The following is a 25,226-nucleotide window of genomic DNA, read 5'->3' as shown; positions in this document are numbered from 1 at the left end:
TTTAGGCCAAACGCAATGAGCGCTAGAATCGCACGATCGACAGGCCGCTTTTTTGGGCAAAAACTGCTGTCAGAACAGCGGCATAGAACCACTCCGCAACGTCCTTCTGGGCGCGGCTTTACCTTGCTCGAATTACTCGTCACTTTAGCTATTCTGAGTATTGTCTTGGGGGCTGGAGTTCCTGCTATGTTGGATGTTGCACGTACCACACGGTTGCAGGGCGCCGCGCAAGAGTCGTATGCCTTACTACAATTTGCTCGCTCGGACGCATTGCGTAGTGGCCAAGATCGATTTGTGGTGTGGACCCAAGACGGCGGCAGTTGGTGTGCCGTGGTGAGTACCGTGAGTGACTGTAACTGCTTAACCTCAGACTGCAGCATTGATGGCATCTTGCGCCAACAGAACAGTGCTGATTTTGCCGGTGTGAATTTGGCGAACGCGGCATTCGCAGGGGGAAGTTTCACTCGGTTTGATGCAATGCGTGGTCTCGCTGAAGGTAACGCGGGTACTGTGAGTTATCAAATTCTCGACGACGGTGACGTTGATGGCGAGGTTCGTGTGATTGTCAGCGTGTTAGGCCGATTAAGATTCTGCCAGATAGGTGACGTCGGGGGGTATCCAGCATGCTGATGCGCAAGCAACAGGGGCTATCGCTCATTGAATTGATGATCACCATCTCGCTGGGTTTATTGTTGATGGCCGCCCTGACAACTGTATTTTCTAATACATTAGGCGTGAACTCTCGTAGTCTCCAGTTGAGTCAATTGCAAGAAGAAGCCACGGCAGTGATGGAACTGATGGTGAGTGATTTGCGCCGAACGGGTTATCGTGCTGATGCGAATGAATTACTCACCGATCCAGACAATGCTTCGACCGCTTTCAACGATAGTATTGTCATTAGCTTATTCCCCGGTGAAGCCGCCAATAGCTGTATCGAGTTTCGTTATGATGCAAATCAGGATGGTGCCTTTAACGGTGCTCCAGAGGCTTTTGGTTATCGAGTGAGAGAAGGGCAAATTCAACGGCGACAAAGCGCAGCAGCCTGTAACTCAGGCGGCTGGCAAACACTGACAAGTGCCGATATGTTGCAGGTCGACAGTCTCCAGTTTGTGTTAACTGAGCGCATGCTTGTGAATGTCAACGAGCAAATTGTGGCGATTCAAATGTCAGTCTCGGCACCGTCCGATGCAACGTTATCCCGTGAGTTTTCAACGGAAGTGGTGATTCGCAATGCATACTAATCACAACCAACGCGGATTCGCGACCCTGACGTTATCCGTTCTGCTGTTGTCGATTATTATTTTGGCAACGCTTTACACCGCACGCTTCAAAGCGCAAGAACAGCGAGTGATGCGTAATCATGCCGCCTCCCAAGAGGCACATTTGGTGGCTGACGCCGCGTTGGAGCAGGTCATCATGCTGCTCGATTCTGACCGCGATAATCTTACCCGAACCATTAATGGCAACATTGCCGGTGCAACTTACACGGCGAATACGGTCGGTACTGCTGTCAATGGAACTCCGCGAGGTGACATCGATTTAGTGGATATTACGGTTGCTGCGCAATCGGCTGATGGCCGCGGTCAAAGAACGTTTCGTCAAAGTATTGCAGTGATGCCGCTCATTCGTTCTGCACCCGATGTACCGATAGCGATTCGTGGAGCGATGAACGTGTCCGGTAGCTTCCAAGTGGTTGCGAACCCGAATGGTGGCGGCGACGGGGTGCCATTGTCGATTTGGACCAGTGATGATGTGGATATCAATGGTAACGGTACCACCTGTGGTCAACAAGAGTTTGACCAAGGTAACTGCGCATCTCTACCCTTCAGTGAGCGCGGCGACCATGGTGTCGATATTCTCGATAATGATCCGAATTTCCCAACTGACTTGATGATGTATTTATTTGGTATTGAAGAGGCGAACTGGACTGATTTAAAAGCGATGGCTACAGCAGAATATGCCAATTGTGACAGTCTAAATGCTGCTTCTACTGGACTCATTTGGATAGCAGGCCCGTGTGAATTAGGTTCAGGACAGATTGGCACCGAGGACAACCCGGTGGCGTTAGTTATTCAAGACGGCGACTTCAGAGTCAATGGCAGTATGGAAATTTTTGGTATGGTGTTCGCGTTCAGAACCCCCGGAAATATTGCAACCTATGACTTTAAGATGAATGGTGGCGCGGTGATTCAAGGAGCCGTTATGGCGAACTTTAATCCCGACTTATCGAACGGTAATCTCACCGCTCGGTATAACGCGCAAGTATTGAATAATGTGGTGACGAACGACGCTTTTCGTCGGGTGTATCGCGTAGGAGGGAGTTGGCATGACTTCTAAGATAACTAAGATGCACGGACGCGGCTTTACCTTTGTAGAGCTTTTGGTCGCCCTCGTAATTATTGCGGTGGGTGTGGCTGGTTTAGTGAGTCTGCAACGAACCTATCTGCAAAGCTCGGTTCGCGCCGCAGAACGGACCGAAGCATTAGAAATAGCACAAGAGCGTCTAGAACTGCTCAGATTCACAGAGTTTGAGGATATCGATTCTGGAACTGATACCGCTCTGCGCGGCGATAAATCTTACGCGGTGACATGGACGGTAGCACCGCAATACTTTAATGGTACTTGGTTAACGACGGGCGATGTGGGTTTACCAAATCCATTACCCGCGCAACCTGATGCCAAATCGGTCGCTTTAAATATTTCCTGGACGACACGTGGAGGCGCGGCTGAAACGGTTGCTATGGAGGCGTGGCTCGGCAGTATAACTGGGCGTGATGGTGGATTGGTGATCACTGAACCGGAGCCGCGCAGTGAGCCACAAGTGACCTACAACCCGGGTGCCGCGCCGGAAGTTATAGCCGTGCGTCTGACTGATGATGACAATGCCAATGTGTTCCAAGTGAAGGAAACCACGCGGCCAACGCCGCAGGTTGAGCGCAGTGGTGATAAACTTTCCGTTCGCTTTGATACCGTTACTTATGACGAAGCGACGCAAACGCAACGTGTCGAAGACTTTGTGACGGTGAATTGTAGTTGCACGATGCGCGGGTTTGGCGAGGGTGCGACACCGAGTCGCCTGATTTTAGAAGACGGTCGACTGGCCCTTGATCCAGACGGCAATCAGCAGGTTACCAAAATCTATGGTGAACCGCTTAATGTTGATCAGTCGGAATTGTGCACGCAATGCTGCCGCGATCACCATGACAATTCGGATATGGCTAACGCCGGTGTGGTGTACAAGCAAGACGATAATCGCACGCCAAGTGGTAATCACCGCCATTACACGCCAGAAAACATCTTTGGTTTTTCCACCCGTGCAACGGTCGGGCAGAACTATGAAGAGTCGTGTCGGATGCGCCGAATTGACGGTTACTATGCCATGTATCCTGATTGGCAACTGCAAGCTTTGACAGTAACCAGCGCCGAATATTTGATTAACTCAGCTGGCGCTGCGGCTTATACCGATTATGTGAGAGCGGTAGTGCGTTCATTAGTGCTCGGAACCGCGTTACCCGCTCCATTGGCTGATCGGGACATCACTGTGGCGCCGGGTGCCTATCAAATGATTGGTCGCGGCATTTATTTGGATACGATGTCCACTGAGCATTTACAGGCAGTGCGTTCAGCAATCAACAACAATGAAGCTGACTGGATCAGCAAAGTCCCGTTTTATGAAGTGAATCTGACATTATTGGGTGAGTGGGATGCGTCGCAACCTGCTGTGGCGAGCGTCACCAATCAGCCTATTGAAACCATTGTTGACCCTGATAATAATTATTACGGCACGTACTCACGTGGCCGTGTTCAAGCACAGGTGAGTGGACAGTCGATAGTCGAGATTGATGTAAGAGGCGGCAATGCTGGTGTGTTGGGTAGTGCTGCATTGCACCCAATAGAGTCGTCGACCGCGAAGTCGAGTAGCCTGACGGTGACCGTCGATAGTGAAGCACAAATCGGTGATGGCGATGGTACCTCATTATTCTCCGTTACCGGAGAAGTGAACTGTTTGTTAATGCAAAATGGTAGTTATCGGTCCTGCACCACCCGTTACTACAACAGTGTGAGTATTACCACCAGTGACCTCAACATTAATTGCACCTATTCGAAGCAAGGTAATGCGGATACAGGCTCCTATTCATGCTCGGGAATACCGGCTGGAACCAGCTTTACTATCTCGTTTAGTAGTGACGCCGGCGGGGTGTTCCAACCGAGCACAATTACAGTGTCCGATTTGCAGCAAAACGAGCAATACAACGTGCTGATGACAGTGGATTAATGTGGTAGGATTGCTAGGTCTTTGCCGTAGCACGAGCCTAGCGATTGAATGACCAGTCTTGACAGTGTCACATCTCATCCGGTTGCCCAACAACAAGGGACCGAAATTTTGCTGCACGCGCAGCATCTGAGCTCGACTCGTGCGAATCGACTGCTATTTCGTGATCTCGAGCTCAGTATTCCCGCCAGTTCAGTGCTCTATGTGGCTGGTCCCAACGGCTCCGGTAAATCGACGCTCTTGCGAATGTTGGCGGGGCTATACGCGCCGAGCTCTGGCACAGTCTCTCGATTTGCCACGGATGACAATGAAACTTGGCAACGCCAAACATTATTCATCGGTCATAAACCAGCCGTTAAACAAGCATTAACCGCGCTGGATAATCTGCAGTTACAAGCGCAACTCGACGGTGCTCAGATCGACGATCCTTGGCAACTACTCGAGACTGTTGGTTTGCTCGGTTTGGAAGATATCCCTGCACAACAATTATCGGCAGGTCAACAACGCCGCATTGCATTAACACGGCTTTGGTATAGTCGTGCTCGACTGTGGATTCTGGATGAACCATTCACTGCGCTGGATCAAGCAGGTATTAACTTGTTGCAAGAACGTTTTGCTGAACACTGCGCAAACGGCGGTGCTTTGGTACTCACCTCGCATCAACCACTGACCTGGCAACCTCAGCAGTTACAGACGCTAACGTTGGGTGGTGGACATGAATAATGTGACCACCTGGCAAGTCATTTCAACGATCATTGCTCGCGATTGGCGGGTGGCGATGCGCCGCCGCAGCGATATTCTCAATCCATTATTGTTCGTCTTAATGGTAGTGACCCTATTCCCCTTGGCGGTTGGTCCCGGGCCTGATGTGTTAGGTCGTATTGCCGCAGGCGTGATTTGGGTCGTGGCGTTGCTATCATCTTTACTCGGCTCTGAGCGTTTATTCCGTGATGACTACCTCGACGGTACCTTGGAGCAGTTGGTGCTGTTGCCGACGCCATTGGCGGTAACGGCGCTGGCAAAAATTATCATTCATTGGTTACTGAGTGGCCTGCCACTAGTGATCTTAACGCCGGTTTGCGCGTTATTATTAAAGTTACCTATGGACGGCTGGGCAACCCTAATGCTGACCTTGTTGTTAGGAACCCCCATCTTAAGTGCTTTAACTGCTATAGGAGCAGCGCTGACCGTAAGTTTAGGTCGGGGTGGCGCGCTGTTGAGTCTGTTGCTGTTGCCACTATTTATTCCACTAATTATCTTTGCGAGCGCAGCCGTAGAAGGTGCATTAGTGGGTGCTCCGATACTGGGACAAGTGTTATTATTGGCTGGTTTGATGGTATTAACCCTAACTTTAGCACCGCTGGCTGTAGCGGCTGCGATTCGAGTGAGTGTGAATTAATATGTGGCGATGGTTACACCCCTACGCAAAAGGCGAAGCGACCTATCGGTTACTCGGGCATTGGCTACCTTGGTTGGCCATAAGTGCCGCGCTGAGTTTGTTGGTGGGCATTGTCTGGGGACTTGCCTTTGCACCGCCAGACTATCAACAGGGCGACAGCTATCGCATCATTTATATTCATGTTCCTGCCGCCATTTTCTCGATGGGTGCCTATACGGGCATGGCCATCACTGCACTGATAGCTCTGGTGTGGCAAATACGTACGGCAGAGTGGGCGATTGCCGCCATCGCGCCAGTGGGCGCGGTGCTCACAGCAGTCTCGTTGTTTACCGGTGCCGTATGGGGCAAACCGATGTGGGGCACCTGGTGGGAATGGGATGCGCGCTTAACGTCGCAACTTATTTTACTGTTTCTATATTTGGGCGTTTTGGCGCTTTATTATGCGTTTGATGATAAGCGCACCGGCGCTAAAGCGGCTGGTATTTTGGCGCTCGTGGGTGTTGTGAACGTACCCATTATTCATTACTCGGTGTACTGGTGGAATACTTTGCATCAAGGCGCGACCATCACCAAATTTGAGAAGCCATCGATGGCAACCAGCATGCTCATTCCACTACTGATTTGCTTGTTAGGATTTGCGTTGTTCACAGCGGCAATGATTTGCTGGCGTTTGCGGCATGAAATATTGCGCCAAGAATTGCATCGGCCGTGGGTTCAACAGGAGTTAATCGGACAGGAGAAATTGAACTGATGGCCTTTTCTTCGTTCCAAGAATTTATTGTGATGGGCGGCTATGGCTTCTTTGTCTGGCTTGCCTTCGGAGGCACTTTTCTCGGCCTTGGCTTATTGGTGTTACGCAGCGTCGTTGCGCGCCGGCACCTTGAAAAAGCCTGTGCTGATCACATGCGTCGCCAAGAGCGCTTGGCACGCCGTCAAAAGCAGGAGCGCAGTCGCTGATGATACCACGTCGAAAGAAACGATTAGTTTGGGTGTTGGTCTTGATTACCGGTGTTGCTTTGTCAGCGGGACTGATTTTGACGGCGCTCAATGAAAATATCGATTTGTTCTATACACCAAGTGAGCTGGTTGAGGGTAAAGGCAAAGACTTGCGTAAACCCGAAGTCGGTCAGCGGTTACGGTTAGGTGGCATGGTGGTTGAAGGTTCGGTACGACGGGATCCCGAAACGCTCGAGGTGAGCTTCCGAGTAACCGACATTGGACCTGAAGTGACGGTGAATTATACGGGTATCCTGCCAGATTTATTCCGCGAGGGACAAGGTATTGTGGCACAAGGGGTGCTAATCGAGCCAACCGTTCTACAAGCCACCGAAGTACTCGCCAAGCACGATGAAGAATATTTACCGCCCGAGATTGCCGAAGCAATGAAAGGTATCAAGCACGTGGATCCAAACTCGGCAGAGGCATTTCCTCGTTCGAGCGAGGCCGAGCAAGATAGCGCGAATGATAGCGAAGGCGGGTATTAAGCATGCTAGCTGAATTTGGACAAATGACGCTAGCCGTAGCGCTAGCCTTTTCATTGATACTAGGTATTTATCCGCTCTGGGGCGCCTACAAAGGCCACAGTGGCGCGATGTTGTTGGCACGCCCGTTAGCCTATGGCCAGTTTATCTTTACGCTACTGGCTTATATTGCGCTGACTTGGGCGTTTGTCGTGAATGATTTCAGTATTTATTACGTCGCAGCCAACTCCAATTCACAATTACCCTTAGCTTACCGAATTACCGCAGTCTGGGGTTCGCATGAGGGTTCATTCCTACTGTGGATGCTGATGCAAGCGGGTTGGATAGCCGCCGTTGCGATATTCTCCAAACGCATGCCGGTGAGCATGATGGCTCGAGTTCTAGCGATTCTGGGATTGATTAGCGTAGGTTTCTACTCGTTCATGATTTCGGTCTCTAATCCGTTTGAACGCACGCTGCCACTTATTCCTGTTGATGGTCGGGACTTGAATCCACTGTTGCAAGATCCGGGTATGATTATACATCCGCCTCTATTGTATATGGGGTACGTCGGGTTTTCGGTAGCTTTCGCCTTTGCCATAGCAGCTTTGTTAACGGGTAAGTTGGATGCTGCCTGGGCTCGCTGGTCGCGACCTTGGGCAACTGCAGCATGGGCGTTTTTGACGCTCGGCATTGCTATTGGCAGTTGGTGGGCATACTACGAACTAGGCTGGGGTGGCTGGTGGTTCTGGGATCCGGTTGAGAATGCAAGCTTTATGCCTTGGCTAGTCGGCACGGCGTTGATGCATTCGTTGGCGGTTACTGAGAAGCGAGGCACCTTTAAAGCGTGGACTGTACTACTTGCGATTTCCGCGTTTAGTCTCAGTTTGCTGGGCACCTTTTTGGTGCGCTCAGGTGTTATTGTTTCGGTGCATGCTTTTGCGACCGACCCCGCACGCGGACTCTTCATTTTGGCATTATTAGTCATCGTGATTGGCGGCTCGCTATTGTTATATGCGTTGCGCGCGAGCTCAGTGAATTCACAGACCAAGTATGATGTCGCTTCACGTGAAGTGTTACTGCTGTCGAACAATATTTTGCTGATTGCCGCGACTGTGGTGGTGCTGGTCGGAACCTTGTTACCGCTGGTGCACAAAGAACTGGGTTTGGGTTCAATCTCCATCGGCGTTCCGTTCTTTAATCAGATGTTTACCTATCTGATTGTTCCATTTGTCTTCTTTATGGGGCTGGGGCCGTTGTTTCGTTGGCGTCGTCAGCAACTCGCGCCGCTGCGCAACGAATTGGTATTGGCGCTGGTGTTAGCGGTTGGTTTGGCATTCTTATTGCCGTCTATTTTGGCCGACACGGTGCAAGGCATGGCGGTCTTGGGCTTGTTATTAGCCTTTTGGATTGTGTTGTGCCTCGTCACCGAATTGAAGCAGCGGATTCAACAACGGGGGCAGGGGCTAGCGAGTTTGACGCGCCTCGGTCGTAGTCATTGGGGCATGGTACTCGGGCATCTCGGTTTTGCTGTGACCTTGATTGGTATTGCTGCAGTGAGTCAATACGAAGTTGAGCGCGATGTGCGTTTAGCGCCCGGTGATTCAGTTACAGTGCAAGGTTATAACTTTGAGTTTCGCGAGCTGAGCCAAGTGCAAGGTCCGAATTACATCGCCGATCACGCCGAATTCATAGTGCGTCGGGACAACCGCATTGTCTCTGAGTTGATTACCGAGAAGCGCTTTTACACCGTACAACGAACCAGTATGACGGAAGTTGGCTTAGACGCAGGATTTACCCGCGACCTCTATGTTGCCTTGGGTGAACCCCTCGACAATAGTGATGCTTGGGCCGTGCGCATTTATGTGAAGCCAATGGTGCGTTGGATCTGGCTCGGTGCCATTTTGATGGCGTTGGGTGGCGCATTAGCTATGAGTGATAAGCGTTACCGTGCCAGTCGCAGAGTAGCAGTGGAGGCGTCGGTATGACAGAAGGACGGGCGATGCGTATCGCGATTCTAGCGATCCCCCTGGTGATATTTATCGTGCTAGTGGGCTTTTTACTGCGCGGTTTGTTCTCAGATCCAACGGAACTTAGTTCAGCGTTGGTTGGCAAGCCGGTGCCCGAGTTTGTGCTACCTGATATTTATCAACCCGAGACTTTGCATGACCAAAGCGTTTTAACCGGTCAGGTTGTCCTGCTGAATGTTTGGGCAACTTGGTGTCCAACCTGCCGCGCTGAACACGAGTACCTGAATCAGCTCGCGGCAAAGGGCGTTGCCATTATCGGGCTCAATTATAAAGATGACTCGCGTGCTAAAGCCGTGAATTGGCTCAATACCTTGGGTGACCCATACCAACTCAATTTGTTCGATGAAATGGGCAGTGTTGCGCTCGACTTTGGGGTTTATGGTGCTCCAGAGACTTTCCTGATTGATGCCGATGGCGTAGTGCATTACCGCCATGTCGGTGACGTCAATGAGCGCGTCTGGGCCGGTGAGCTCGGTCAACGTTATCGGGCTCTCGTGGAAGCGCAATCTGGAGGTGCATCATGACGCGCGTACTCCGTCGGTGTGCGTTGATCAGCGCCGTATTGTTGTCGTTCTCAATAGCAGCGGCAAATCTGGAAACCTATCAATTTGACGATCCAGCAAAAGAAGCTTTATTTCGCGAACTCATCGATGAGCTGCGGTGCCCGAAGTGCCAGAATCAATCCATAGCTGATTCGGATGCGCCGCTCGCGAAGGACCTTCGGGATCGTACCTATGCCATGGTGCAAGCGGGTGCCTCCAAGCGTGACGTCATCGAGTATATGGTGACCCGTTATGGCGATTTTGCGTATTACCAGCCCCCCGTGCAAACCAGCACTTTGGTGTTGTGGGTCTTACCATCAGCAGTGGTCGTTATTGGCGCTTTGGTGATTGTGGTGAGCGTGCGCCGTCGGCAAACACAGGTTGATGATGAGCAGTTAACCGCTGAGGAGCAAGCGCGGTTAGACGCCTTGCGCAAACAGGATTAATACATGAGTTATTATTTGTGGATAGCGGCTGTTGGCACTGGCTTGGTGGGTGCGGCTTGGTTGTTGTTGTCGGGACGTCGGCAACATGAAGAACAACGTACTCGCTTGCAGGTCAATCGTGAACTTTATGAGCAGCGGCAACAGGAAATAGCCAACGAGCAAACCGATGGATTATTGACCGAGAACGCCGCTCGACAAGCGCTGGTCGATTTGGACCGTCGTTTTGTATCGGAGAATAGCGAACTTGAACAGGTGGAAGATATTCAAGTGGGACGATCCATTTGGTTTCCAGCCGCGCTAGTCCTGATATTGAGTGTGGTTTTATATGCCTTTTTTGGTGGCTGGCAGCAGCAACAGCAAGCTGACCAAGCCATTGAAGCACTGCCTGAACTCGGTCGTAAAGTACTCGGCGACTCGGCTGCGCAAACGACCCCCGAAGAGCTACAAACGTTCGCGCTCGGCTTGCGTCAAAAACTAGCGGTAGCCCCCGATGATCCGGTCGCTTGGTTAGTTTATGGGCGCGTGATGACGGCCATGCAACAAACCGAAGAAGCAATAAATGCTTACGAAAAATCCTACCAATTGAACCCGGACCGAGCGGCGACTTTGTTAAACTATGCGCAGTTATTGTTGCAGACGGGCGATGATGAATATTTAGGCCGAGCAGCTCGCTTACTTGCTCGCCTATTAGCGCAAGACCCGACCAACACCGAAGGATTGTCCTTACTCGGTTTTGTCGCATTTCAGCAGCAAGATTGGGCGGAAGCGGCGAGTGCTTGGCGTTTGTTGGCGCGACAGCTCTCGGCAGATAGTGAGCAGGCACAAGCGGTGCAGCAAGCGATTGCCGATGCAGAGCAGCGTCAAGCTGCGGCAAGTTTAGAATTATCGGTTACGGTCACTATTACCGATGCGTTGCGCGACCAAATTCCCAATAACGCAACAATCTTTGTTTATGTGCGTGATCCGAATGGTCCACCCATGCCCGCTGCAGTGGTCAGGCAGTCTCTCGAGCAGTGGCCAGTGCGGGTGACTTTGTCGGATGCGAATGCGATGTTACCGGACATTCGGTTGTCGACATTGAACCAATGGCAGGTGATGGCGCGTATCTCAAGTGATGAACAAATAGACGCGCAACCCGGCGACTTAAACGCGACAGCGGTTTTGATAGAGGCTAAGCCGGGGCAAGCTGTGGAGTTGGTGATTGACCAACGGGTCCCAGCCGCGGCGAAAACGAATTAAACAAAAGGAGTCGATTGTGCGTGATGTAAAACAATTAGGACGTTGGTTGGTGCTTGGTGCCGCCCTAGTACTCGGTGGCTGCGCAACCGCGCCTGATGATCCTTATGCCGATCCGCGCGACCCCTTTGAAGAAACCAACCGCAGTGTATGGAAATTTAATGATGCGCTGGATAAAGCTGTTTTAAAGCCCGCCGCACTTGCGTATGGGAAAATCCCTGAGCCAGGTCGCCAAGGTTTGCGCAACGTGGTGGATAACCTTGAAGAGCCTGCGTCTTTCGTCAACAATTTGCTGCAGGGCAAGGTTAGTGATGCAGGCGTGACCTTATGGCGGTTCACCATCAACAGTACAATTGGATTGGCAGGTCTATTCGACGTGGCAACACCCATGGGATTGACGCAACGCCAAGAAGGTTTCGGTGAGGTGTTAGCAACTTGGGGCGTCGGCTCCGGGCCTTACTTGATGCTACCTTTGGTTGGGCCGACAGTCCCAGTTGATCGCGGTGGTGATGTCGTCGATGGCTTATATTTCCCACTCGACAATTTGAGCGGACCCGTCAGCGCTGGGCGGTGGATCGTGAAAGCGCTCGACACACGGTTGCGACTCATGGAGCAAGACCGGTTAATGGAAAACTCGCTCGATTCGTATAGCTTCTTACGTGAGGCTTACTTCCAAAACTGGCGTAACAAAGTCTACGACGGCAACCCACCTCCAGAACCCGTTCCAGATTATGAAGAGGACCTAGGCGACGACTTTTACGATCAATTCTAGCGTCCTTGACCTTAATATCCCGTGAATTAGCGCGAGAACCTTGCACCTAGCAAGGTTCTTGCGTTATAAAAGCCCGTCATCTCGAAAACGATTCGGTTGTGAAACAACCGCTCGATAATAATAAATCAATTACACAACGAGGAAGTTGTATGAGCCAAGCGCCATCCAATTCAACACTCTGGGGTCATCCGAAAGGCCTTTATATTCTGTTTACCTCTGAAATGTGGGAGCGATTCTCCTACTATGGTATGCGGGCTTTGTTAGTACTCACTTTGGTTGCAGCCACTGAGGGCTTGAACCCTGGTTTTGGTATGAGCGACGCAGACGCACTGTCGTTGTATGCCACCTATACCGGATTGGTTTATTTCACACCGATTATTGGTGGTTGGTTGGCCGATAACTTCTTGGGCCAACGGCTCTCGATTTTACTCGGTGGTATTTTGATGGCGGCCGGTCAGTTTGTGCTCTTTATGGCAACGCCGCACAGTATTGACCTATTTTACGTCGGTTTGGGCTTATTGATTGCCGGTAACGGTATGTTCAAGCCGAACATCTCCACCATTGTCGGTGATCTGTATCCGCGCGGTGATGCGCGTCGAGATAGTGCCTTCTCAATCTTCTACATGGGTATTAACTTAGGTGCCTTTATTGCGCCATTTATTACCTCAACGCTGGGTGAGAGCCCTGACTTCGGTTGGCGTTGGGGCTATTTCGCTGCCGGCGTCGGTATGACGTTAGCGGTGTTGACCCAAGTATTCTTCTTCCAGCGTTATTTGGGTGATGTGGGTAAAATCCCGGGTGCGAAGCAAGACATCGCGAACAGTGGCGGCAAGAAGCAACCCCTGACCAAAATTGAATTTGACCGTTTGCGCGTTATCCTATTTTTGTTCGTTTTCGTCACTGTATTCTGGTTAGCGTTTGAGCAAGCGGGTGGTTTGATGAACATCTACGCTGATCGTTACACCGACCGTAGTTGGGGTGATAGCATTATTCCAGCTGGTTATTTCCAGTCATTAAACCCACTCTTTATCTTATTGTTTGCGCCCATTTTCTCTTTCCTATGGGTGTACTTGAACAAGCGCGACAAGAGCCCAGATGCACCCATTAAAGTGTTCGTTGGTTTGTTGCTCACCGCGCTAGGTTTCGTATTCCTGATTTTGGGTCTATTTGAAATTCAAACCACGGGCAAAGCCAATATGATGTGGCTGGTACTGGCGTACTTATTCCATACCTTGGGTGAGTTATGTATCTCCCCGGTTGGTTTGTCGTTGATGACTAAGCTAGCCCCACTGCGCCTAGCATCGTTGGTCATGGGTATTTGGTTCCTGATGCCAGCTATTGCAAGTAAAATTGCGGGTGAGATTGGCGCATTCTCTGAAACCGCTGATCAACTGACTTTCTCACAAGAGTTAGCGGCTAGCATTGGCCTGAATCCAGAGTATTCTGGCTTGCTGGTCGTGTTCGGTGGTATTGCGGTTGGCTTGGTCGCGTTTGGCTTGGTATTGTGGATGATTTCAGGCATGTTAGTGCGTTGGATGCATGGCGCTGAGCGCATGGAGCCAACCACCACAGCTGAAGGTCTAGAGCAAGAAATGGAAGCGGTCGCTGAGCACGAAGGAATTGGCGACGCGAAAAAATAAAGGACTTTGTATGGTTAAGAAAGTTGTCATACCGGTAGCGGGTCTTGGGACCCGCATGCTGCCAGCCACAAAAGCGATAGCGAAAGAAATGCTACCGTTGGTGGATCGCCCATTGATTCAATACATCATTGAGGAATGCGCGGCGGCAGGCTTGACCGATATTATTCTGGTGACGCATTCGAGTAAGGGAGCTATCGAAAACCATTTCGATACTTACTACGAACTGGAAGCAACGTTAGCAGAACGCAACAAGCAAGCTTTGTTGGACGAAATTCAAAGTCTTCGTCCTCGCGGCGTGACCATTATGCCGGTTCGCCAAGGTGTGGCGAAAGGATTGGGGCATGCTGTGTTATGCGCTCGTCCTTTGGTTGGTGATGAACCTTTCGCGGTTGTATTGCCAGACGTGTTAGTGGACTCGGCGAGCTGTGACTTAACCCGCGATAATTTAGCGGAGATGGTGACGAATTTTAACTCCACCAATGCTGCGCAAGTCATGGTCGAGCAAGTACCTAAACATATGGTCAATCAATACGGTATTGCTGACATTGGCGGCGTGCAGTTGCAAGCGGGCCAAACAGCTGGCATTCAACAGCTGGTTGAGAAGCCACCTGTAGAGTCGGCGCCATCAGACTTAGCTGTGGTCGGGCGTTATGTGTTTCCAGCCCAGTTGTGGTCATTATTGGAAAAGACACCAGTTGGTGCCGGTAATGAGATTCAATTGACGGATGCGATGGCGATGTTATTGAAGCAACAACCCATGTCTGCCTATTATATGAAAGGGCGTAGTCATGACTGTGGCAACAAACTAGGTTATACCAAAGCCTTTATTGAACATGCCTTGCGGCATGGCGGTATTGGTGCAGACCTAAAACGTTGGCTACATGATTTAGTTTAACGCGAGTGTTGTCAGCATCAGTTGATAGAGTAACCGGGCGCAAGGTCCGGTTTTCTCGTTTTTGGGGAGCACTAAATAGAGGCTGCCTTGCCGACGCCGACTGCCCTCAAGAGTCAGTTGCGTCAATCCTGTTCGCTCGCGCGTCACAAATGGGGGTAACCAGCAAAAGCCAATACCAGCCTCGACCAGCTGCAATGCCTCTGCAAAGTGGTCGACGGTCCAGCGCTGCTCAGCTTTGAGCCAACCTTCTTGTTCAATCGGTTCCCGTGCGGTATCACGAATGACGATCTGTAAGAACTGACTTAAGACCTCTGGATTGAGTGGCTGCTCGAGTTGTGCCAGCGGATGCGTATTTGCAACCCATAACTCCAACACATAGCCTTGTATGGGCTCACCGATATAGCCTTTGGGGAGTTGGTGCGTCACAACAATATCAGCCGTTTGTTCACGAATATGTTCAATAGAGCCGGTGAGCACCGTGTCGACAATAGATAATCGGCTGCCGCGACTATGCAACTGAAACTCTTGCAGCACAGGGAGCAACTGCTGGCGATCAAATGCCATCTCCAAGGCCAGGTTAACATGCGGCTCCCAGCCCTGCTTAAGGTTGTCGGCTAGTTGCTCCAGTTCCTGAGCATACACGGTGAGTTGGCGTGAGCGCCGCAACATGACTTCACCATGTGGAGTCAGTTCAGCTTTGCGACCGACGACTCGCAGCAATTCGACCCCGAGTTGCTGTTGTAATTTCGCCACCGCATGGTTCAACGACGACTGACTTTTATTGAGTGTCGCCGCTGCATGGGCATAGCCTCCCTCATCAATGACGGCTTGGAAAGCACGCCATTGTTCTAATGTTGTTTTGGGACGATATGCCATCAATGCTTCCTTTTATTTTTCACAACTCATGTTTCACAACTCATGTTTCACAAATCATGTTTCACAAATAATGACCGCACGACGGGGTGCTGGATAGCCTTCAATCGTTTTGGTTGGGTCATTCGGGTCGAGAAAATCTGCCAGTGATTGCCCCTGCATCCATGGTGTAGCACGTTGCTCGTCAACGGTGGTAAGCGATTCATCAACCACTCGCGCGGATTTAAAGCGGCATCGTTCTAACCAGTGCAGTAACGCCGCAGTGCTGGGGATAAACCAAACATTGCGCATCTTCGCGTAGGTTCTGCCAGGTACGAGCACTTGCTGTTGGTCGCCATCGACCACCAAAGTTTCGAGGACCAGCCGACCGCCCACTTTCAAGCAATCATGCAGCTGCGTGAGAAAATCAATTGGGGAGCGACGGTGATACAACACCCCCATACTGAAAACCGTATCAAAGCTGTGCAACGGACCTAAGTCATCGACTCCCAATGGGAAGTAATGCGCGCGAGCTTGTAACTCCGGTGGCATAAAATGACGGGTAGCGAGAAACTGCGCCATGAATAGTTGCCCGGGGTCGATGCCCCAAACATGCTCAGCTCCGGCTTCAAGCATTCGCCACAGGTGATAACCGCTGCCGCAGCCCACATCGAGTACATGGCCTGACAATGGACCTATGTGTGGGGCGACCCGCTGCCATTTGTAGTCTGAGCGCCACTCCGTATCAATATCCACTCCATGAAAATGAAACGGTCCTTTGCGCCATGGCATTAATTGCTGCAGTAAGCCTTGAATTTGCTGCTGAGCACTCGAGCTGACATCGGCTGCGTTCACCCTAACGGTGTCGGTTAAGGCTACTTCATCCGCAGGCAACTGCGGTAATGCTTTAACGGCGGAAAGCCACCCTTTGAGTTCACCATGTTGCTGTTCGCGTGACCACTGCTCAAGTTGCGCAGGTAACCGCGTCAGCCAGGGATGCAGCGGAGATTGGGCGACTGCTGCGAGGTCGGCTTGGAAATGATCAAGATTCATTGTTCAGTACCGGCTTTCACTGCCAGCATGGCGGCAAAGTTGTAGCATTGAAACCACACTTGGTGATGCGCGAAGCCAGCTTGCTGAAGGCGCTCATGGTGGCGTTCGAGCGTATCAATACGCATCACATTCTCGATGGCAGCCCGCTTTTGACTGATTTCTAACTCGCTGTAGCCATTGGCGCGCTTAAATTCATGATGTAAATCGATCAGAGTAGCGTCCATAGCGGTGTCTGAGCTGTGAAATTTCTCGGCCAAGAGCAGAATGCCGCCTGGCTTTAGCGCGCTGTAAATGCGCTGAATTAGAGCATCGCGTTGTTCAGGTGGCACGAACTGTAAGGTGAAATTCATGACAATCACCGAAGCATTGCTTAATTCAGTTGTTTGCACGTCTTCACAGCGAATCGTGACTGGCACTTGGCTTTTGTAACCTTGCACATGCAATTGGCACCGTTTGACCATGGCAGGGGAATTGTCGACGCCAATAATTTCGATATCGTTGACAGTGGCAACGACGTTGCGCATGGCGAGTGTTGCAGCGCCCAATGAACAACCAAGGTCATACAGTCGTGACTGCGGTTGTGCGTAGCGTTTGGTCAGTTGCCCGATACCATGCAGGATACTTGGATAGCCAGGTACCGAACGGTTGATCATATCGGGAAAGACTTCGACTACGTTGGCGTCAAAGACAAAGTCGGCGACCGCTGTCAGCGGTTCGGAAAAAATAGCATCGCGTTTCGGTGTCATGGTGCGCGTATACTCTCGCGTATTCAGTCGATGGATTGCGCGAAGTTTAGCATAATCCGGCGTCGATTCAGTAACCCAATGATTGTAGACAAGTGCCGCGTAGCTAATGACAATTGCGTGCAGTCCGTTATAATGTTGCGCTTTGTAGAATTCTCATCTGTGGTAGGGAACCGCCCATGCGTAGCCATTATTGTGGACAGCTCGAGACGAGTCTGGTCAATGAAACCATCACCTTGTGTGGTTGGGTTAACAAACGTCGTGATTTAGGTGGGTTGATATTCATCGACATGCGCGACCGCACCGGTCTGGTGCAAGTTGTTTTTGATCCAGATCAGGCTGCTTTGTTTGACACCGCAAATTCGCTCCGCCAAGAGTTCTGTATTCAATTAACGGGTGTGGTTCGAGCTCGACCAGACAGCCAAGTGAATGCCACTATGGCAACGGGTGCCGTGGAAGTGATGGCGACCGAGCTCACGATTTTGAATCGTTCAGCGCCACTGCCAATCGATTTTAACCAGCATGTGAGTGAAGAGCAGCGGTTACGCTTCCGGTATTTGGACCTCCGTCGCCCAAATATGAACCACAACTTACAGTTCCGCGCTCGCGTGACGGCTGCAGTGCGCCGCTTTATGGATAGCGCAGGTTTCCTTGACATTGAAACGCCTATGCTGACGCGGGCAACACCGGAAGGTGCGCGCGATTATCTGGTTCCGAGTCGGACTCACAAAGGTAAGTTCTTTGCACTGCCGCAATCGCCTCAGTTGTTCAAACAGTTGCTGATGATGTCGGGCTTTGACCGTTACTATCAAATTGTGAAGTGCTTCCGCGACGAAGATTTACGTGCGGATCGCCAACCCGAATTTACTCAGATCGATATTGAAACGTCGTTCATGTCGGCTGAGCAAGTGATGGAAGTCACTGAGCGCATGGTACAAAACTTGTTCCGTGAAATGCTTGAGGTAGACCTGGGTGCTTTCCCACAAATGACATGGCATGAGGCTATGCGTCGGTTCGGTAGTGATAAGCCCGATCTGCGGAATCCACTTGAATTGGTCGACGTTGCCGATTTACTGACAGACGTTGAGTTCAAAGTATTCAGCGGTCCAGCTAATGACCCGAAAGGACGCGTCGCGGCGCTGAAGGTACCGGGTCAAGCAGAGTCCATTTCACGCAAAAATATTGATGAGTACACGCAGTTTGTGGGTATCTACGGGGCCAAAGGCTTGGCTTGGATGAAGATCAACGACCGTGCTGCGGGTCGCGATGGTGTGCAATCACCGGTGCTAAAATTCATCCCTGATGCGGCATTAGAGGGTATTCTTGAACGCACTGACGCCAACACAGGCGACATTATTTTCTTTGGCGCTGATTCTGCAACGGTCGTGGCTGAAGCTATGGGCGCTTTACGCCTGAAGTTAGGGCAGGACTGCGGCCTGGTAAGCGACGAATGGAAGCCATTGTGGGTCATTGACTTTCCGATGTTTGAAGAACATGACGGCCAGTTATATGCGATTCACCACCCGTTTACCTCACCGGTCAATACTACTGCTGAAGAATTGAAAGCGAATCCAACAACTGCGCTATCGAATGCTTATGATATGGTCCTGAATGGTGTTGAAGTCGGCGGTGGTTCGGTACGTATTCATGACAGCGAAATGCAGCAAGCTGTATTCGAAATTCTCGGTATCAGCAAAGCTGAGGCACAAGAAAAATTCGGCTTCTTACTTGAAGCCTTGAAGTATGGTACGCCACCACACGCAGGTTTAGCTTTTGGTTTGGACCGTTTAGTGATGTTGATGGTTGGCGCAAGCTCAATTCGCGATGTAATTGCGTTCCCGAAAACCACCACAGCAGCTTGTGTCTTAACCGATGCGCCAGGGCTCGCCAATGCAGATGCTTTGCAAGAATTGAGTATCGCTGTTAGCTTGAAGGAAACTGAGTAACAGGAGCGACTGCATGGCAGGTCATTCCAAATGGGCGAATATTCGCCATCGCAAAGCTGCGCAGGACGCTAAGCGCGGCAAAATCTTTACCCGTCTCATTCGAGAAATCGTCGTCGCTGCTCGCAGCGGCGGCGCTGATCCCGCAATCAACCCGCGTTTGCGCACCGCTATTGATAAAGCACTCGCGCAGAACATGAAAAAAGATACCATCGATACCGCAGTTCAGCGTGGCAGTGGCCAGTTGGATGGTGATAACGTGGAAGAGTTGACCTACGAGGGGTACGGCCCGGGTGGTGTTGCGATTCTTATCGAAACAATGACGGATAACCGCAATCGCACCGTTTCCGAATTACGCTTTGCCTTTAGCCGTCATGGTGGCAACTTAGGTACTGACGGTTCGGTGAGTTACTTGTTCGAGAAACGCGGGGTATTGAGTTTCGCGGCCACACAAGATGAAGAAGAGCTGCTTGCTGCGGCATTGGCAGCCGAGGCGGAGGATGTGGTGGAAAATTCAGATGGTACTTGGGATGTATTCACCACGCCAGAGGACTATGAGCGGGTGCGCAAGGTATTGCTCGATGCGGGGTTACAACCGGTTCATGATGAATGCGGCCTGATGCCCACGAGTCGCAGCGAAATTGGCGAAGCCGATGCACAGCAGTTTATGCAACTCATTGATGCCTTGGATGATATTGACGATGTGCAAGAAGTTTATCACAACGCCGATATTGCCGACGCGATACTCGAGCGACTGCACTAATGACCATTATTCTGGGCATTGACCCAGGTTCGCGTCTCACCGGCTATGGCATTATTCGTCAAGAGAGTAAGCAATTAACCTATTTGGCATCCGGTTGTATCCGTGTGCACTCAGGCGCAAAAGCCGATGCGCCGGGCAGTTTAGACCTTGCTCAAAAACTGAAGGTCATTCATGATGGCATCAGTGAGTTGATTGCGCAGTTTCAACCGGACGAATTTGCGATTGAACAAGTGTTTATGGCACGCAATCCAGATTCTGCGTTGAAGTTAGGACAGGCACGTGGCGCCGCTATTGTTGCCGCAGCTGTGGCTGACTTACCGGTTGCTGAATATGCCGCGCGCTTGGTAAAGCAAGCTGTTGTCGGCACAGGTGCAGCCGATAAAACACAAGTACAGCACATGGTGATGGCGTTGTTGAAGCTGACGCATAAACCACAGGCCGATGCCGCTGATGCGTTAGCTGTGGCTCTGTGTCATGCACATATGCGCAATAATTTAATCCATCAAGCGAGGGGACGGCGGTGATAGGACAATTACGTGGCACTTTGGTAGCAAAACAACCGCCAGAATTATTGATAGATGTGAACGGAATTGGCTACGAAGTGCAAATGCCCATGACCTGTTTTTATGAAGTGCCGGACGTGGGTGAAACGGTGACCGTGATTACTCATTTTGTGGTCCGTGAAGATGCGCAGTTGCTCTATGGTTTTAACACCTTTGCTGAACGCACCTTATTTCGGCAACTCATTAAAGCGCAAGGGGTTGGGCCGAAGTTGGCGTTAACGATTATGTCTGGTATGACCGCAACCCAGTTTGTGCGTGCGGTGACGCATGATGACGTGACGAGCTTAGTAAAGCTGCCGGGAGTCGGCCGCAAAACCGCAGAACGATTGGTGGTTGAAATGCGTGATCGGTTGTCGAAATGGGGTACAGATACACCTGCAACCGACGCAGCACCAATTGACTTCGGCGGTGACAACCCGACTATCCAGGCGAGCAGTACACGCGAAGATGCGTTAAGCGCACTGCTTGGCCTGGGCTATAAGCCAGCTCAAGCTGAAAAAGCGGTAAATGCAGCGTACAAAGGCAATGAGTCGGCACCGAGTGAAGAGCTGATCCGAGCAGCACTGCGGTCGATGACGTAAACACAAAGTGAATAGTTAACAGTGAATAGGGAATAGTGAACGATGAATAGCAAAACATCAGATCGGTTCACTGTTCACTTTTCACCTCAGTTACAGGACCTTACATGATTGAACCGGACCGGATTAACCAACCCCAGAAGCAGCCCGAGGATGAGGCTGTCGATCGCGCTATTCGTCCGAAGCGTTTAGGGGACTACACCGGTCAGAAGCATGTTGTGGAGCAGATGGAGATCTTTATCCAAGCTGCTCGGCAACGTTCGGAAGCGCTCGACCATGTGTTGATTTTTGGACCGCCTGGGCTCGGAAAAACGACGTTGGCGAATATTGTGGCGAATGAGCTGGACGTAAATATTCGGCAAACGTCGGGGCCGGTGCTAGAAAAAGCAGGCGATCTTGCGGCATTGTTGACGAACTTGGAGTCACATGACGTACTTTTTATTGATGAGATTCATCGTTTGAGTCCGGTGGTCGAAGAGATTCTCTACCCAGCAATGGAAGACTATCAGCTCGATATCATGATTGGCGAGGGGCCTGCAGCTCGATCAATCAAATTGGATCTGCCGCCGTTCACCTTGATTGGAGCAACGACCAGGGCTGGCGCATTAACGTCACCACTGCGTGATCGTTTTGGTATTGTGCAACGTCTTGAGTTTTACAGCGTTGAGGAACTGACCATTATCATCGAGCGGTCTGCGCGCTACTTGAATTTGAATTTGAGTGCAGATGGCGCTCTGGAAATTGCGCGCCGCTCACGCGGGACACCGCGAATTGCGAATCGCTTGTTACGCCGCGTCCGTGACTTTGCGGAAGTGAAAAACAACGGTGTCATTGATCAGCCGGTTGCACATGCAGCACTGAAAATGGTGGATGTAGATGAAGCTGGTTTTGATTATATGGACCGCAAGTTATTACTGGCCATTATGGAAAAATTCATGGGTGGTCCAGTGGGCTTAGATAACCTGGCAGCCGCGATTGGTGAGGAAAAAGATACGATAGAAGATGTACTGGAGCCGTATTTGATTCAGCAGGGTTTTTTGCAACGAACACCGCGGGGCAGGATTGCGACGCCGCATGCGTATCGCCACTTCGGCCTCACCAAAAGCGAAGAGCGTTAATAGCTATTGGATATTAGTTACTAGAAGAGCGTGGATCTGTGTTTTCGAATAGCCATTAGCTAGTAGCTAGCAGGCAAAAAAAAGCCCGCTCAGGGAGCGGGCAAAATACAGAACAACAAGGAAGTTAAATCCAGGGAACAATAACAGGAGAAGTGACAACCGGTCTCTTCGTAACTGATATGCTGCGTATTATAGGCAGGACAGACCAGTCTTCAACCGAGAAAAATTGCGCTATCTATTAGAAAAACTAATGTCACGTTTTAACACTTGGTTATTAATTAAACTAAATGAAATTGGTAAGACCAAAAATAAACAATAATTACAATAGCTTTACTGATTGTGGTCTATTTTTAGGCTTAAAAAAATTACTAGCTAAAAAACCAATAAGATAAAATTTTATGGATAAACAAGCTGCATTTATTTGGCCGATTCGCGTCTATTACGAAGATACAGATGCTGGTGGCATCGTATACTATGCCAATTATCTCAAATTCCTTGAGCGAGCGCGGACCGAATGGTTACGCTCACTAGGTATTGAGCAAGACACTTGGTTAGATAATGGCATTGGCTTTGTGGTTCGCTCGGTACAGTTAAATTTATTTCTGCCAGCGCGTTTCAACGATGAACTGCGCGTGACCGTTGTGGTCGAACAACTCAAACGCGCTTCGGTTGTTTTCAGTCAGCAAGTGTTGGCGATCGATGGAACCGTATTATGCCAAGCAGACATCAAAGCTGCTTGCGTGAATTTAAAACATAACGGCGGGGTCAAAGCGATTCCGATGCCGCAAGAAATTTTAGAGGGACTCAAGCGTGCAAGCTGAACTTTCCATTACCGCGTTAATTCTCGAAGCCAGTCTGGTTGTGCAACTGGTGATGTTAATGTTGTTAGCGTTCTCGGTAGGTGGCTGGATGATGATTTTCCAGCGTCGTAAAGTGATTCAGCAGGCGAGCCAAAATGCGCTCGCGTTTGAGGATCGGTTTTGGTCAGGCGTCGATTTAGGACGGCTGTATCAAGAGGTTGGTGCTCGCGCACAAAATGCCTCTGGCATGGAAAAATTATTTCATGCTGGTTTCAAAGAGTTTGCCCGGCTGCGTTCGAATGCGAATTTGCCGCAACAACAAATTCTTGATGCTGCCTATCGCGCGATGCGAGTGGTTCATTCACGTGAACTCGACAAGCTCGAGTCAAATTTAAGTTTGCTCGCCACTATCGGTTCTATCAGCCCTTATGTGGGTTTGTTCGGTACGGTTTGGGGCATTATGAATGCCTTTATTGGTCTAGGCGCAGTGCAACAGGCGACTTTAGCTATGGTGGCACCCGGTATTGCGGAGGCCTTGATTGCAACGGCAATGGGTCTATTTGCGGCAATTCCGGCGGTCATTGCATACAACCGGTTCTCTCATCGGGTCGAAAAAGTCGATAACCAATATTTGAATTTTATGGATGAGCTGCTCGCTATTTTACAGCGGCAGACGAGCGCTCCAGCAAAAGCAGGTACCAGTGCATGATGACGGTCATTCGACGCCGTCGTAAGCCGGTGTCAGAAATTAACGTGGTTCCCTACATCGACGTGATGTTGGTGCTATTGATTATTTTTATGGTCACGGCGCCGCTGATTACGCAGGGTGTTTCGGTGGATTTGCCGAAAGCAACCGCCGAGCCCATGGACCCGAATACGAAGCCACCGATTGTGGCTTCAGTGGATCGTGATGGGCGTTACTATTTGAGTTCGTATGAAGATCCCAATGCAGCGTTATCAGCGCAAGACCTCGCAGTTCGAGTTGCCGCTGAATTGCAAATTGATCCTGAGCGCCAAATTGTGGTGAAAGGCGATGGTGCGGTGTCATACAACCAAGTGATTCAATTGATGGTGTTATTGCAAAAGGCCGGTGTACCGACGGTGGGACTCATGACCGATGGTAGCGGAGAGCAGGGGTAAGTTGTGGCAAAGAAGCAACCTTGGTGGCCAAAAGACTTAACCATGCCGTTGGTGTGGTCGCTGCTCTTGCATGGCGGTATTGTCGCGGTACTAGCGTTGGGCATGATTATAAGCCCAAGCCCGATTAAACCGATTGAAGTGCAATTGTCTGGCTTAGAGCCGCCAACAGATGACATGGAAGAAGCTGAGGAAATCGTGGAGGCTGTAGCTGTCGACCAGTCACAGGTAACGCAGCAAGTGGAAGCCATTCGTGAGCGGGAGCGACAGCAGCGGGTGGCTGAAGAGAACCGTATTAAAGAACTCGAGCGTCGAGCTGCCGAGGCCGAAAGACGCCGCGAACAGGAGCAACAGCGGCAGCGAGAACTCGCACAGCAACAGGAACGCGAGCGTCAAAAGCTGGCGGAAGAGCGTCGCCAAGCTGAGGCAGAAAAAGACCGTATTGAACGCGAACGCAAAGAAGCTGAAGCAGCGGCTCAAGCAGCAGCAGAGCGCCGCAAGCGCGAAGAACAAGCCGCGAAAGAGGCTGAAGAACGTCGGAAGCGTGAAGAGGCGGAACGGCGGAAACGCGAACAAGAAGCACGCGAAAAAGCGGAGCGTGAGCGCCAATTACAAGAACGTTTAGCGCGTGAAGCGCAGGAACGTCGAACGGCGCGGCAGCAACAGATGCAGAGTGAGATCGAACGCTATACCGGTTTGATTACGCAAACCATTCAACGCAATTGGATTGTCGATGAATCGATGCGTGGAAAGAACTGCGAATTGACGATTCGCTTAGCCAGTAGTGGTTTCGTGATTTCAGTGGATACTGGAAGTGGTGATGCGCGAGTGTGTCAGTCGGCTCGCAATGCAGTACTAAAAGCAGGTACACTGCCAGTATCGCAAGATCCAGAAGTGTTTAAAGAGATGAGTACGATCCGATTAACGGTCGCACCAAGTCTGTAACTTAACGAAAAGATGTAGGGCCAATGAAAAAACTATTC

The 25,226-nt window shown here is 50.7% G+C and carries 28 protein-coding genes; 25 read left to right on the top strand and 3 right to left on the bottom strand.

Going from position 1 to position 25,226, the window contains the following annotated elements; genetic code table 11:
- The first annotated feature begins 15 nt into the window (after positions 1 to 15).
- The 16 genes from CWE22_RS05205 to galU all read left to right on the top strand — a co-directional run bounded on the left by CWE22_RS05205 (position 16) and on the right by galU (position 14,693).
- Complete coding sequence (locus CWE22_RS05205; RefSeq protein ID WP_169930292.1) at positions 16 to 630, top strand: GspH/FimT family pseudopilin; 615 nt, start codon at positions 16 to 18, stop codon at positions 628 to 630.
- Complete coding sequence (locus CWE22_RS05200; RefSeq protein WP_169930291.1) at positions 624 to 1,241, top strand: prepilin-type N-terminal cleavage/methylation domain-containing protein; 618 nt, start codon at positions 624 to 626, stop codon at positions 1,239 to 1,241. The genes CWE22_RS05205 and CWE22_RS05200 overlap by 7 nt, the downstream gene beginning before the upstream one ends.
- On the top strand, positions 1,231 to 2,337 hold the full coding sequence (locus CWE22_RS05195) for a hypothetical protein (RefSeq protein WP_169930290.1): 1,107 nt from the start codon (positions 1,231 to 1,233) through the stop codon (positions 2,335 to 2,337). The genes CWE22_RS05200 and CWE22_RS05195 overlap by 11 nt, the downstream gene beginning before the upstream one ends.
- Entirely contained in the window at positions 2,327 to 4,276 is a 1,950-nt protein-coding gene (locus CWE22_RS05190) for a type IV pilus modification PilV family protein (protein ID WP_169930289.1), read from the top strand. The genes CWE22_RS05195 and CWE22_RS05190 overlap by 11 nt, the downstream gene beginning before the upstream one ends.
- A 48-nt stretch (positions 4,277 to 4,324) precedes the next feature.
- The gene (gene ccmA / locus CWE22_RS05185; RefSeq protein ID WP_169930288.1) at positions 4,325 to 4,996 is read left to right on the top strand and encodes a cytochrome c biogenesis heme-transporting ATPase CcmA; all 672 of its coding nucleotides are present in this window, start codon (positions 4,325 to 4,327) and stop codon (positions 4,994 to 4,996) included.
- On the top strand, positions 4,989 to 5,672 hold the full coding sequence (gene ccmB / locus CWE22_RS05180) for a heme exporter protein CcmB (protein WP_169930287.1): 684 nt from the start codon (positions 4,989 to 4,991) through the stop codon (positions 5,670 to 5,672). Before ccmA ends, ccmB begins: the two co-directional genes overlap by 8 nt.
- Position 5,673: 1 nt before the next feature.
- Positions 5,674 to 6,423 carry a heme ABC transporter permease gene (locus tag CWE22_RS05175; RefSeq protein WP_169930286.1) on the top strand — a complete coding sequence of 250 codons (750 nt, stop codon included), beginning with the start codon at positions 5,674 to 5,676 and terminating at the stop codon, positions 6,421 to 6,423.
- The gene (gene ccmD / locus CWE22_RS05170) at positions 6,423 to 6,629 is read left to right on the top strand and encodes a heme exporter protein CcmD (RefSeq protein WP_169930285.1); all 207 of its coding nucleotides are present in this window, start codon (positions 6,423 to 6,425) and stop codon (positions 6,627 to 6,629) included. The genes CWE22_RS05175 and ccmD overlap by 1 nt, the downstream gene beginning before the upstream one ends.
- Positions 6,629 to 7,156, top strand: coding sequence for a cytochrome c maturation protein CcmE (ccmE, locus tag CWE22_RS05165; RefSeq protein WP_169930284.1), 528 nt, complete (start codon positions 6,629 to 6,631; stop codon positions 7,154 to 7,156). Before ccmD ends, ccmE begins: the two co-directional genes overlap by 1 nt.
- A gap of 2 nt (positions 7,157 to 7,158) precedes the next feature.
- Positions 7,159 to 9,120 (top strand): heme lyase CcmF/NrfE family subunit, encoded by a 1,962-nt coding sequence (locus tag CWE22_RS05160; protein WP_169930283.1) that lies wholly within the window; start codon positions 7,159 to 7,161, stop codon positions 9,118 to 9,120.
- Complete coding sequence (locus tag CWE22_RS05155) at positions 9,117 to 9,686, top strand: DsbE family thiol:disulfide interchange protein (protein WP_211618615.1); 570 nt, start codon at positions 9,117 to 9,119, stop codon at positions 9,684 to 9,686. Before CWE22_RS05160 ends, CWE22_RS05155 begins: the two co-directional genes overlap by 4 nt.
- Positions 9,683 to 10,150, top strand: coding sequence for a cytochrome c-type biogenesis protein (locus CWE22_RS05150; RefSeq protein WP_169930282.1), 468 nt, complete (start codon positions 9,683 to 9,685; stop codon positions 10,148 to 10,150). The genes CWE22_RS05155 and CWE22_RS05150 overlap by 4 nt, the downstream gene beginning before the upstream one ends.
- 3 nt (positions 10,151 to 10,153) lie before the next feature.
- A complete protein-coding gene (ccmI, locus tag CWE22_RS05145; RefSeq protein WP_169930281.1) occupies positions 10,154 to 11,389 on the top strand; it encodes a c-type cytochrome biogenesis protein CcmI in 1,236 nt (411 codons plus the stop codon).
- 16 nt (positions 11,390 to 11,405) lie between these two features.
- On the top strand, positions 11,406 to 12,158 hold the full coding sequence (locus CWE22_RS05140) for an MlaA family lipoprotein (RefSeq protein ID WP_211618613.1): 753 nt from the start codon (positions 11,406 to 11,408) through the stop codon (positions 12,156 to 12,158).
- A 149-nt stretch (positions 12,159 to 12,307) separates the two neighbouring features.
- On the top strand, positions 12,308 to 13,798 hold the full coding sequence (locus CWE22_RS05135) for a peptide MFS transporter (RefSeq protein WP_169930280.1): 1,491 nt from the start codon (positions 12,308 to 12,310) through the stop codon (positions 13,796 to 13,798).
- 10 nt (positions 13,799 to 13,808) lie between these two features.
- Positions 13,809 to 14,693: a UTP--glucose-1-phosphate uridylyltransferase GalU gene (gene galU, locus CWE22_RS05130; RefSeq protein ID WP_169930279.1), complete on the top strand. Its 885-nt coding sequence runs from the start codon at positions 13,809 to 13,811 to the stop codon at positions 14,691 to 14,693.
- On the opposite strand, the gene CWE22_RS05125 is transcribed toward galU, so the two are convergent.
- The 3 genes from CWE22_RS05125 to cmoA are packed head-to-tail and all read right to left on the bottom strand — an operon-like array spanning position 14,685 to position 17,344.
- Positions 14,685 to 15,569 (bottom strand): LysR family transcriptional regulator, encoded by an 885-nt coding sequence (locus CWE22_RS05125; RefSeq protein ID WP_169930278.1) that lies wholly within the window; start codon positions 15,567 to 15,569, stop codon positions 14,685 to 14,687. The two genes, galU and CWE22_RS05125, sit on opposite strands and share 9 nt — an antisense overlap.
- 54 nt (positions 15,570 to 15,623) lie before the next feature.
- Positions 15,624 to 16,598, bottom strand: a complete 975-nt coding sequence (gene cmoB / locus CWE22_RS05120) for a tRNA 5-methoxyuridine(34)/uridine 5-oxyacetic acid(34) synthase CmoB (RefSeq protein WP_169930277.1) — start codon at positions 16,596 to 16,598, stop codon at positions 15,624 to 15,626.
- Entirely contained in the window at positions 16,595 to 17,344 is a 750-nt protein-coding gene (gene cmoA, locus CWE22_RS05115) for a carboxy-S-adenosyl-L-methionine synthase CmoA (RefSeq protein WP_169930276.1), read from the bottom strand. Before cmoA ends, cmoB begins: the two co-directional genes overlap by 4 nt.
- Positions 17,345 to 17,520: 176 nt before the next feature.
- Between cmoA and aspS the strand changes: the two genes are divergently transcribed.
- From aspS to tolA, 9 genes are all read left to right on the top strand, one after another.
- Positions 17,521 to 19,287, top strand: coding sequence for an aspartate--tRNA ligase (gene aspS / locus CWE22_RS05110; protein WP_169930275.1), 1,767 nt, complete (start codon positions 17,521 to 17,523; stop codon positions 19,285 to 19,287).
- Positions 19,288 to 19,300: 13 nt separating this feature from the next.
- Complete coding sequence (locus CWE22_RS05105) at positions 19,301 to 20,047, top strand: YebC/PmpR family DNA-binding transcriptional regulator (protein WP_169930274.1); 747 nt, start codon at positions 19,301 to 19,303, stop codon at positions 20,045 to 20,047.
- On the top strand, positions 20,047 to 20,571 hold the full coding sequence (gene ruvC / locus CWE22_RS05100) for a crossover junction endodeoxyribonuclease RuvC (RefSeq protein WP_169930273.1): 525 nt from the start codon (positions 20,047 to 20,049) through the stop codon (positions 20,569 to 20,571). Before CWE22_RS05105 ends, ruvC begins: the two co-directional genes overlap by 1 nt.
- Positions 20,568 to 21,191: a Holliday junction branch migration protein RuvA gene (ruvA, locus tag CWE22_RS05095; RefSeq protein WP_169930272.1), complete on the top strand. Its 624-nt coding sequence runs from the start codon at positions 20,568 to 20,570 to the stop codon at positions 21,189 to 21,191. Before ruvC ends, ruvA begins: the two co-directional genes overlap by 4 nt.
- A gap of 104 nt (positions 21,192 to 21,295) precedes the next feature.
- Positions 21,296 to 22,306, top strand: coding sequence for a Holliday junction branch migration DNA helicase RuvB (gene ruvB / locus CWE22_RS05090; protein ID WP_169930271.1), 1,011 nt, complete (start codon positions 21,296 to 21,298; stop codon positions 22,304 to 22,306).
- Between the two features lie 398 nt (positions 22,307 to 22,704).
- Complete coding sequence (gene ybgC, locus CWE22_RS05085; RefSeq protein WP_169930270.1) at positions 22,705 to 23,127, top strand: tol-pal system-associated acyl-CoA thioesterase; 423 nt, start codon at positions 22,705 to 22,707, stop codon at positions 23,125 to 23,127.
- Positions 23,117 to 23,815: a protein TolQ gene (tolQ, locus tag CWE22_RS05080; protein WP_169930269.1), complete on the top strand. Its 699-nt coding sequence runs from the start codon at positions 23,117 to 23,119 to the stop codon at positions 23,813 to 23,815. Before ybgC ends, tolQ begins: the two co-directional genes overlap by 11 nt.
- On the top strand, positions 23,812 to 24,246 hold the full coding sequence (gene tolR / locus CWE22_RS05075) for a protein TolR (protein WP_169930268.1): 435 nt from the start codon (positions 23,812 to 23,814) through the stop codon (positions 24,244 to 24,246). Before tolQ ends, tolR begins: the two co-directional genes overlap by 4 nt.
- Positions 24,247 to 24,249: 3 nt before the next feature.
- The gene (gene tolA / locus CWE22_RS05070) at positions 24,250 to 25,188 is read left to right on the top strand and encodes a cell envelope integrity protein TolA (protein ID WP_244595951.1); all 939 of its coding nucleotides are present in this window, start codon (positions 24,250 to 24,252) and stop codon (positions 25,186 to 25,188) included.
- Positions 25,189 to 25,226 lie beyond the last annotated feature (38 nt).

This window comes from Pseudidiomarina aestuarii (assembly GCF_003987355.1).
Lineage (GTDB): Bacteria > Pseudomonadota > Gammaproteobacteria > Enterobacterales > Alteromonadaceae > Pseudidiomarina > Pseudidiomarina aestuarii.
The sequence above is the reverse complement of the archived record's forward strand: the minus strand, read 5'-3'. Positions and strand labels throughout refer to the sequence as shown.